The sequence below is a fragment of the Wolbachia endosymbiont of Drosophila barbarae genome, from assembly GCF_044752445.1.
Classification (GTDB): domain Bacteria; phylum Pseudomonadota; class Alphaproteobacteria; order Rickettsiales; family Anaplasmataceae; genus Wolbachia; species Wolbachia pipientis.
This window is the reverse complement of the sequence record NZ_JBIXJM010000115.1, coordinates 1-7,180: the sequence shown is the minus strand read 5'-3', so window position 1 is coordinate 7,180 and position 7,180 is coordinate 1. Positions and strand designations below refer to the sequence as shown.

Here is a 7,180-nt window from a genome sequence, read left to right as displayed (position 1 = left end):
TCTCCAATTGGTCTTCTTTAGTTTTAGGAAATTTTGGTAACTCAATAAATGTAAAATAAAAATCTTTTAAATCATGTTCATAGCTATCTTTGTCTAACATTACATGATCTGACTTATACTCAGATTTATTAGGAAAGAGAATACAATCAGCAATAGCTATAAAAATGATTTCTTTAAGATCCTGATATTGATCACCTTTATCAGCTTGCCTTGAATAAGCTTTAGCAGCGTAATATTGAGCGCGTTTTTCAAAGCCTTTAGTTTTGGCAACTTGCATTTCGACTATTACTTGCACCCCATTTTCATCCCTGCAAAGAACATCAACGGTACTTTGTTTTTTAGAGGCAATTTCAGCATCTTGAATAGTGCTGAGGAATTCTATTTCTTTTATTTCATCTTTGCCAGTGAACCCCAAAATATCATTGAGAAAGTGAATGAGGATGTCTTTATTTTTTTCAGTACCAAAAATACGCCGGAACGCAACATCATTCTTGGGGTCGAGAAATTTAGAAAGAGCCATAAAAAAATTTTTAAATGTATCTTTATATTATATATTCTTATTGATAATAATTCAATAATTTGTCATCTTTTTTGTTAACTTTACTGATGTTGCCAGAAGGAACGTTGTTGCCAAATTTTGTAAAATTTATTATCCTAAGGTTTCAAGTTCTCACAGGTTTATTGGAGCTATATGTACAATGTGTTTATCAGTGAAAATCCGGAGAAAATGATGGGGGAAAAGTTAATACATTACTTTAGCCAGGGTAAATGCGAAGGCAATGCAGAAATGAAAAATCTGCTGGGAGGAAAGGGGGCAAATTTAGCAGAAATGTGCAATGTTGGCATTCCTGTTCCACCTGGTTTCACAATTTCCACCTCTGCTTGCAAAGTCTATTATCAAGACAATAGATCTTCTGTTATCCAAGTAGCTGACTACTCGGATCCAGAAAAAAATGTGGTCACGCACTGGAATGACATATGTAGTGGAATTAAAAACTACATGACGATGCTCGAAAATGACATCGGTTGTAAATTTGGGGATTTAAATAATCCCTTATTAGTTTCAATACGCTCTGGTAGTGTTAGTTCAATGCCGGGCATGCTTGATACTATTTTAAATGTTGGTCTAAATGATGAAACCGTTGTTGGGCTTGCAAAAAAAAGTGGCGAACGTTTTGCTTACGATAGCTACTGCCGTTTCATCATGATGTACTCCAATGTTGTACTACAGCTTGATCATCACCTATTTCAAGATGTTGTTGATAATAAGCAGCAAAAGAGTGGAGCAAAAAGCTTAGCTGATCTTGATGTTGATGTTTTAAAAGAAATTGTTAACAATTTCAAAAGGATAGTACATGAAAAAATAGGAAAACATTTTCCGCAGAACGTTGAAAAGCAATTGCTCAGCTCAGTGAATGCAGTATTTGCTTCTTGGAAAAATGATAGGGCTGTTTCCTATAGAAAAATACATAATATTCCTGAAAACCTTGGAACAGCGGTCAACGTGCAAGCAATGGTTTTTGGTAATTTAAATGATAATTCTGCAACTGGTGTGATATTTACACGAAATCCTTCAACTGGAGAAAAAAAATACTTTGGTGAATTTCTGATTAATGCTCAGGGTGAGGATGTGGTTTCTGGTGTTTATACTCCTATGCCAATTGACGGAGAGCAAAAAAACACCATGGAGAAGTTGCTGCCAAGTGTCTACCGAGAATTATGTGTGGTATGTGAAAAACTTGAAAGGCATTATAAAGACATGCAGGATATCGAATTTACTGTACAGGACGGTAAATTATGGATTTTGCAGACTAGGTCTGGCAAGCGCACGGCTGAAGCTGCTATTCGCATAATAGTTGATATGGTAAACGAAGGAACGATTACAAAAGAAGAAGGAATATTGAGAATTGATCCAAAAACCTTTGACAATTTATTGCATCCAGTTCTTGACGTTGAGAGTGACCAAAAAGTAATAGGGAAGGGGCTACCTGCTTCTCCAGGTGTTGCTTCTGGATATGTAGTGTTTAGTGCAAGTGATGCTGAAAAAGCTGCAGAGCAGGATAAAAAAGTGATTTTAGTAAGGTCAGAAACGAGTCCTGAAGATATTAATGGAATGAATGCTGCAAGCGGCATAGTAACAGCACGGGGAGGGATGACCTCGCATGCTGCTGTTGTAACCCGTGGAATGGGTAAGCCATGCATTTGCAGTGTAAGTGGACTTTATATCGATAAAGATGGAATTTTCTTTTCTGTAGGGGATACAAAAGTAAATAAAGGTGAACCAATTACCATCAACGGAGGAACAGGGGAGGTTATGCTTGGCATTCTTCCTACAATTTCGCCTGAATTATCGCAAGAATTCAAAACGATAATCAACTGGATAGATGAAATCAAAACGATCAAAGTGAGAGCGAACGCTGATACTCCAAAAGATGCAAAAATTGCAAAAGAATTCGGTGCAGAAGGTATAGGCTTATGTCGCACAGAACATATGTTTTTTGCTAGTGATAGAATCGAATTCATTCAAAAATTGATAATAGCTGACGATGAAAATGAAAGGGCAAATGCGCTCATTAAACTAGAAGAAATGCAAAAGTCTGATTTCAAAGAAATATTTTCTATTATGGAGGGCAAGGAAGTCACTATACGGTTGCTTGATCCACCTTTGCATGAATTTTTACCCAATGATCAGTCTACTATAGAAAAAATTGCCAAATCACTTAGTAAGTCAGTTGAGTCAGTAAAAAATAAAATAGCACAGTTATCAGAAAAGAACCCAATGCTTGGCCATCGAGGTTGTAGACTTGCTATTTCTCATCCTGAAATATATAGCATGCAGATTAGGGCAATACTTAGTGCTGCAAGTGAATTAAAGAAAGAAAAGAAGATAGAAGTGGAACCTGAAATCATGATTCCTTTTATCATGAGTGAGAAAGAGTTTGTTCTGATATGCGAGCTAGCAAAGAAAGAATCCTCTGTCATCTCACAGATGCAGATTCCAGCGTCACGCGCTGGAATGACATCAGACAAGGCGTACTCAATTGGAACGATGATAGAACTACCAAGAGCAGCACTGATTGCTGATAAGTTAGCAAAACATGCAGAGTTTTTTAGTTTTGGCACTAATGATTTAACGCAAACAACCATGGGACTTTCAAGAGATGATTCAGTTAATTTCCTCGATTCTTATAAGGAAAGCAACATATTTGACAATGATCCATTTGAAGTGCTGGACATCGAAGGGGTAGGGGAGTTAATCAAGATAGCCATTGAAAGAGGCAAAAAAACCCGAAAAGAAATAAAACTGGGTATATGTGGAGAGCATGGAGCAGATCCAAAATCTATAGAGTTTCTCATCGAATCAGGGGTAGATTATGTTTCATGCTCACCCTATAGAGTACCGATTGCAAAGTTAGTGGCAGCACAGTTTAGTGTTAGATCTAAATTTGCTAGGTAAGTATAGTGGCAGTGTTGGCTACTCATATGGTTTGAGCCCACCAGAGGGTGTCATTCCAGCGCGTGACGCTGGAATCTAGTTTTTATTATGACCTTCTGGATCCCAGTGTCTGGGCACTGGGATGACATCCTGTTACACGTTCAACTTCATTCTCTCTCATCTCCCTATAACTTGGTAATGTAGAATTTTTTACATGCAACCCGGTATATATTGCAATCAAAGCAGCTATGACACTGCAAACTACTGCACCAGCTACAAATGGAACCATCACAGCAGCAGTAATGAATAATCCTGTAATAACAACTCCAACAACATCTTTTGTCAATGAGGTGTAAAAATCCTTTTTGCTCTCTTTATATTTAGTTTCTTGTTCATTTGGCATAGAAAATTGAGAATTTGTGAAGACATTTTTATTATTATCACAATCTGATATAGTAGTTTTGCCGGTATTTGTTTCTATTGTTAATACAGGCGTTTCATTTTCGTTACTATGACCTGGCTGATCATTAACACTACTTGACACAGGTTGGGTAGCATTTGCTTCTGTTACTATAGGAGGTGCTGGTACTATATTTTCTTCTACATTGGATGTTTCTGGTGTAATAAAATTTAATAGTATCTGAGTAATTTCTTCAACTTGTGTAGTTTGTTCTTTATCCATGGCCACCTTTAAAGCCTTTTGCATGTTTTCATCATTTACATGACCTAACAATAATTTAACTCCCTGGACATACTTTTGAGTAACAGCACAGAGCAAAGCGTTAAATTTTTCTTCTTCATTAAACTTACCACTATCCAGGAGTATTCTTACAACATCAGCTTGCTTAGTCGTTATAGCTTCGCTCAATCCAGCTTTTACATGTTTGAATTGACCAGTATTGCCTTCAGTTTTCAACTCTGTGAGTAATTTAATAATGTGTAGAAATATAGCACGATCATTGGTGTTGTCTGTAATATTAGGTCCCTTTGAATTAACAATATGCCCAAGTAAAGTATGATGATATTTATTTGTTTTTTTTATGTTTATCCTATTTTTTTTGAGCTTCTTACTAAACTTCTCAGCAGTTATATTAGGATTGTTAGTTACAATTTCCTTTATCTTTTCATAAATCATGTCAAATTTTACCACTATTACTATCTAATTTATTATAGCAACTTTCCCAAAACCAGTCAAGGCATATTGCAGTTTCAAGCAGCATGATATATCATGATACATATTGAATATAGTTCTTAAAGCAAATGATGGAAGATTTAGCCTATAAATTAGTTAAAGTGACCGAAGCTGCAGCACTTGCTGCATATAAACTAGCAGGCTTCGGCGATGAAAAAAAGGCTGATCAGGTTGCAGTTGATGCAATGCGTACAGTATTAAATTTAATGGAAATAAATGGTACTATCGTAATTGGTGAAGGTGAGAGAGATGAAGCGCCGATGCTATATATTGGCGAGAAGGTTGGCACTGGAAATGGTCCTGAAATCGACATTGCCGTTGACCCACTTGAGGGCACTACGATTTGTGCTCATTACAAACCAGGGGCAATGTCTGTTCTTGCTGCAACGAAAAAAGGTAATTTTTTACATGCACCTGATGTTTATATGGAAAAAATAGCGGTAGGAAAAAATCTTCCAGAGGGTGTAGTCTCACTAAAAAATAGCATTGAAAAGAATCTAGACAATTTAGCCAAGGCAAAAAAGTGCAAAGTGAATGATCTCGTGGTAACTGTACTTAAACGTGAAAGGCATAGTGAATTAATAGAGAAAATCAGGAAATTAGGAGCAAAAATTAAACTAATAGATGATGGTGATGTTGCGGCCATAGTTTCACTAGTAAATGGCAATCATGATATGTATATCGGTATAGGAGGAGCACCAGAGGGAGTGCTTGCGGCTGCAGCGCTAAGCTCTATCGACGGACAGATGGAGGGAAGATTAGTACTTGATACGGATCAGTTAAGAGAAAGAGCAAAAAATTTAAATATTGATGACCCAGAAAAAGTCTACGCCGTAAAAGATATGGCAAGAGGTGAATCAGTGTTCATTGCAACTGGAGTAACAAGCGGAGAACTTGTGGATGGAGTTAAATTGAATCATAATACCTATTCAACTAATTCTTTAATAATTCTGCCTAATAGGCTGATAAAGCTGCAAACAATGCAGAACTTATGTTAGCTTTTTTAGTTTCTAATTTTAGCTTTATAACATTTAGCATTAAGATATAATCAAGTTTACTTATAACAATAGAGGTGTGAAATGTTTTCTAGTATTATAAATCTATTTAATGGTTTGTACAAAAATTCGAGTACCAAGGAAAGTGAAGAAAAGTTGACTCTTCTATCTCCTCAAGCAAATCTTCAATTCGATGAGACTCAGGTACAAAGTGTGCTCTCAGATTTTGAGGAATTGGAGTTTAAGGATAATAAGTGTTTTGACAAAATAGCAGACGATTATGAAAAGAAGGGGAGAGTGCCCTTTTTAACTATGTAATATTGAATAAGCGGAAAGAAATAATCGATATATTAGATAGGAATCTTCCTCTCCTCGAAGAACAGGATGAGTTTAGAAAGAAATATGGTCAATATGTTCTTCAAATTGACAAAGGAATGAGTTATGGAAAAGAACTTCAAGATGGACTTCGGTCTTTTGAAGATAGGGCAGAAAAAGTATTATCAGATTTTGAAAGATTGAATTTTGATTTTAAGGATAATAAGTGTGAAGATTCTTCTGATTTCGTAAATTATAATAACGGTTGGCCGGCAGATCCATTTGACAAGATAGCAAATTATTATCGAGAGGATGATATTTTCCTTTTCAATTATGTGGTATTGAGTAAGCGAAAAGAAATAATGGGTATATTGGATAAGAAGCTTACTTCTAAAGATCAGGAGGAGTTAAAAGAAAATTTTAAAAAGAGGTTGGGTAGATATCTTATTCGAATTGGTGAAGGAATGAGCGATGGACAAGAATTTCTAAAAACTGGTAGTGCAATTGCTTTCTTTGATGGGTGTTATATGCCATGTCCATATGCAAACCGTCTTCTTAATCATTATGACCATCTTAATATCAACATTACTAAACCTGAACAAAGTTTAGAAACCAGTCGTCTTTTCACTGAAAAAACTAAAAGAATGGAAGAAGAGAAAAGCGAGGTAAAAAGAGCAAAAATATACAGCAATGGTGAAAGAATAGTAACAATTGAGAAGAATGAGAAACAACAGAGGAACTACTCCTTTACAAAATTTGCAATATGTGACATCGAAATTAGTTGGGGTGCAAAAGATGAATCTGGAAAAGACCTTAACTGTACTGTTGTTCTAAATATAAATTTAGGTCAAGTTAGTATTAAAAAATCAACTATTGACGGTAAAGATGTTGAACCAAAGAAAATTTTAGAGTTAGCTAAGCAAAACGAGGCTGTGCTTATAAAAGGTAAAGCTTTACATGAAGTTTTAGCAGCACATTTCATTAAGCAAACACCATGTGAGGAAAAGAAGGATATGCAATCGCACGAGAATATCGTTGTACCTGGTTCCGGTGCACCTCGCTCTATTAATGAGGAAATAACTGTAGAGCATCCGTTCGGGAAAGCGGCAAATAAAGATAATCATAGAGAAATGTGAGTTTACAACAAATGGTGCCATGAAAGTAGATGATACATATAGCATTTCTCATAATAGTCCGAACAGGTCATAGGAAGGCAGAATCAACAGCACGACGAAAGGATTC

6 protein-coding genes are annotated in these 7,180 nt (G+C 35.9%); 4 read left to right on the top strand and 2 right to left on the bottom strand.

What is annotated here, in order from left to right; all coding sequences use genetic code 11:
* The coding region (locus ACIPNH_RS01555) for an Rpn family recombination-promoting nuclease/putative transposase (protein WP_400771255.1) at positions 1–520 on the bottom strand (520 nt) is incomplete at its 3' end.
* Positions 521–730: 210 nt separating this feature from the next.
* Between ACIPNH_RS01555 and ppdK the strand changes: the two genes are divergently transcribed.
* A complete protein-coding gene (gene ppdK / locus ACIPNH_RS01550; protein WP_400771261.1) occupies positions 731–3,457 on the top strand; it encodes a pyruvate, phosphate dikinase in 2,727 nt (908 codons plus the stop codon).
* Between the two features lie 85 nt (positions 3,458–3,542).
* On the opposite strand, the gene ACIPNH_RS01545 is transcribed toward ppdK, so the two are convergent.
* Positions 3,543–4,571 carry a hypothetical protein gene (locus tag ACIPNH_RS01545; protein WP_400771252.1) on the bottom strand — a complete coding sequence of 343 codons (1,029 nt, stop codon included), beginning with the start codon at positions 4,569–4,571 and terminating at the stop codon, positions 3,543–3,545.
* 128 nt (positions 4,572–4,699) lie between these two features.
* Between ACIPNH_RS01545 and glpX the strand changes: the two genes are divergently transcribed.
* The 3 genes from glpX to ACIPNH_RS01530 all read left to right on the top strand — a co-directional run bounded on the left by glpX (position 4,700) and on the right by ACIPNH_RS01530 (position 7,074).
* A complete protein-coding gene (gene glpX, locus ACIPNH_RS01540; RefSeq protein ID WP_400771258.1) occupies positions 4,700–5,626 on the top strand; it encodes a class II fructose-bisphosphatase in 927 nt (308 codons plus the stop codon).
* Between the two features lie 81 nt (positions 5,627–5,707).
* Positions 5,708–5,941 carry a hypothetical protein gene (locus tag ACIPNH_RS01535; RefSeq protein ID WP_400771250.1) on the top strand — a complete coding sequence of 78 codons (234 nt, stop codon included), beginning with the start codon at positions 5,708–5,710 and terminating at the stop codon, positions 5,939–5,941.
* Between the two features lie 2 nt (positions 5,942–5,943).
* On the top strand, positions 5,944–7,074 hold the full coding sequence (locus ACIPNH_RS01530) for a hypothetical protein (RefSeq protein ID WP_400771247.1): 1,131 nt from the start codon (positions 5,944–5,946) through the stop codon (positions 7,072–7,074).
* Positions 7,075–7,180 lie beyond the last annotated feature (106 nt).

Excerpts from the sequence above, each read along its gene's own strand:
- ACIPNH_RS01545 (WP_400771252.1), bottom strand. The coding sequence starts at position 4,571 with ATGATTTATGAAAAGATAAAGGAAATTGTAACTAACAATCCTAATATA.
- glpX (WP_400771258.1), top strand. The coding sequence starts at position 4,700 with ATGGAAGATTTAGCCTATAAATTAGTTAAAGTGACCGAAGCTGCAGCA.
- ppdK (WP_400771261.1), top strand. The coding sequence starts at position 731 with ATGGGGGAAAAGTTAATACATTACTTTAGCCAGGGTAAATGCGAAGGC.
- ACIPNH_RS01535 (WP_400771250.1), top strand. The coding sequence starts at position 5,708 with ATGTTTTCTAGTATTATAAATCTATTTAATGGTTTGTACAAAAATTCG.